This window comes from Sulfurovum sp. bin170 (genome assembly GCF_010892395.1).
In the GTDB taxonomy this organism is placed as follows: Bacteria; Campylobacterota; Campylobacteria; order Campylobacterales; family Sulfurovaceae; genus UBA1140.
Window position 1 is genome coordinate 1 of the sequence record NZ_JAACKB010000199.1, and the last position, 2,056, is coordinate 2,056.

The following is a 2,056-nucleotide window of genomic DNA, read 5'->3' on the forward strand; positions in this document are numbered from 1 at the left end:
AATAGTTTTTCAACATTTTTATCCTTTGCAATTTGTAAATTCTTTTCAGAGATTTGTAACTCTTTTACAGATTGTTGTAGCTCCTCAACAGATATTTGAACTCTCTTATCCATAATTAATCGTCTTTTAGCATATCCACCAAACATAGCACACCCTAATCCACCAAACAACGCACCACCTTTTGGATGGCTTGGGTTACAATCTTTTGCACTACAACCACCTAAAGTTCCTACAATCAGTATTGATGATACTGTTGTACTTACAAACTTTTTAAACATAAAAAACTCCTTTAATAAAAATTAAATAATAGATAAGCACATATCTATTATTTAATTTTTTTGGACTCCCTCTAAAAAGAGGGAAAGTTATATCTATTTAGCAGAATCAATATCACTCTGAATCTTGTCAGTTTGAGCATTAGTTCTATCTGTCTCTTCTATATTGGTATCTCTTGTAGCTATATTAGTATCTCTTGTATCTTGATTAGCAGACTCTGTATCAGCCTTACCTTTCTCACCACCAGCTTCATTTTGATTTACTGCATCAGCAACAGCCCCTACAGCTCCACCAATAACAGCTCCTTGAGCCACAGCTTTTGCATCACCACCTGAAACTATAGATGCAGCAGCACCAATACCTGCACCTGTCATTATTGAACTCTCACTCTTCCCATCACTAGTCTCACCTATATCCTCTTTTCCTGTTTCATTACCTGTTAAGGATGATAATTTATCTCCTAAACCTGCAACACACCCACTCAAACCAAACACCAACAAACCCATACTCACAACTGTAACTAAACTTCTCTTTTTCACTATATACTCCTTGATTAAACTCTAATAATAAGATGTAGTCCAAACCGTAACCACATCAACCTCTTTTCCATTAACAGCTCCACAAGATGCACAACTGTTACCCTTTTTCGCATCACCTCCCTCTCTTTTGTAGTCACTGCCACACAGAGAACACCAGCGTTCTCCACAGACAGAGCAACGGTAGCCATAGAGGGGTCTGCTTTGGTTATATCCATACTGTCTCGCGTGTCGGTGGCAACAGTCGGTTATTGTTTTTGCCATCTTTTACCTCTCTATATATAAGCCTCTGATATACTAATACTCATCCTTGTTACAGAACCGTCTCGACATGAGACCCTAAAACTTGCCACTGCACCTCCTTAAATTTTTGGATTATGCTCAAATTATAAACAAAAAAAGCTATAGAGTTGAAAGTAAAAATTGTAAAGCTACAGTAAATCTGGTAAAAATAGAAATATCTTGGTAAATATGTGGTAAATAGAGGGGAAAGCTATAGTCTAAAGCCCTAGATATAAGGCTTTAAAAAGCATTTTGTTTTTACCTTTTGTGGTAAAACGAAAGTAAACCGAAAATTGAAATTTTTTGAGGGATTATAAAATAAATATGGTAAAGTACCATGTTAGTATAATAAAAGGCATTTTTATGTGGAATGGTGAACTGTTTGTTGAAAAGATAAAATATCTATACAAAAATATATGTGATAGTGATGATGATGGGCTTACAAAACTCTTTTGCAAACCCAATAGTGACAGATACAATAGCAGAAAAAGATTGATGCGAAACAATTGGCGAAAGAGTAGCTACAAAAAACGACCAGACCTTTTGACAGAGAGGAACTTTGAGAAGTTTGGTATTAGTGGACTAAAGATAGAAAATAGAAGAGTCTTTTCATTAGACAGTCTACTATATGAGCCATTTGAGGAGTTCAAAAAAAGAACGGATAGATATCTAGAGTATACTCAACAACAGAGTGATTTGACAGGTTATGATATTCCCCATAGATATATCTACTACTTTGATACTAATATCAAGAAGATAGTCTATTACAAGATTACCAAAATCGAGCATCACAATACGAATGAGTATAACATAGTGTTGGTTTCCCCTGCTCACTACAAAGAGGCAGAAAACTTAAGGGGAACCTATCTGATTCAGCATAATCTTATATACATATCTGTTAGCAATAGTTTTCAGACACTCACACTCTCCTTTGGTTACAATATGGGTTACAATAAAAATGA

The 2,056-nt window shown here is 35.2% G+C and carries 4 protein-coding genes; 1 reads left to right on the plus strand and 3 read right to left on the minus strand.

What is annotated here, in order from left to right:
• From GSY74_RS04600 to GSY74_RS04610, 3 genes are all read right to left on the minus strand, one after another.
• Nucleotides 1-278: hypothetical protein (locus GSY74_RS04600; protein WP_164663930.1), on the minus strand; the 278-nt coding region annotated here is incomplete at its 3' end.
• Nucleotides 279-371: 93 nt separating this feature from the next.
• Entirely contained in the window at nucleotides 372-815 is a 444-nt protein-coding gene (locus GSY74_RS04605) for a hypothetical protein (protein ID WP_164663929.1), read from the minus strand.
• Between the two features lie 14 nt (nucleotides 816-829).
• The gene (locus GSY74_RS04610) at nucleotides 830-1,030 is read right to left on the minus strand and encodes a hypothetical protein (protein WP_164663931.1); all 201 of its coding nucleotides are present in this window, start codon (nucleotides 1,028-1,030) and stop codon (nucleotides 830-832) included.
• A gap of 427 nt (nucleotides 1,031-1,457) precedes the next feature.
• Here GSY74_RS04610 and GSY74_RS04615 point away from each other — a divergent pair.
• Nucleotides 1,458-2,056: hypothetical protein (locus GSY74_RS04615; RefSeq protein ID WP_164663932.1), on the plus strand; the 599-nt coding region annotated here is incomplete at its 3' end.

Bases quoted from the DNA above. Each gene is read 5' to 3' on its own strand.
- GSY74_RS04610 (WP_164663931.1), bottom strand. From the start codon at position 1,030: ATGGATATAACCAAAGCAGACCCCTCTATGGCTACCGTTGCTCTGTCT.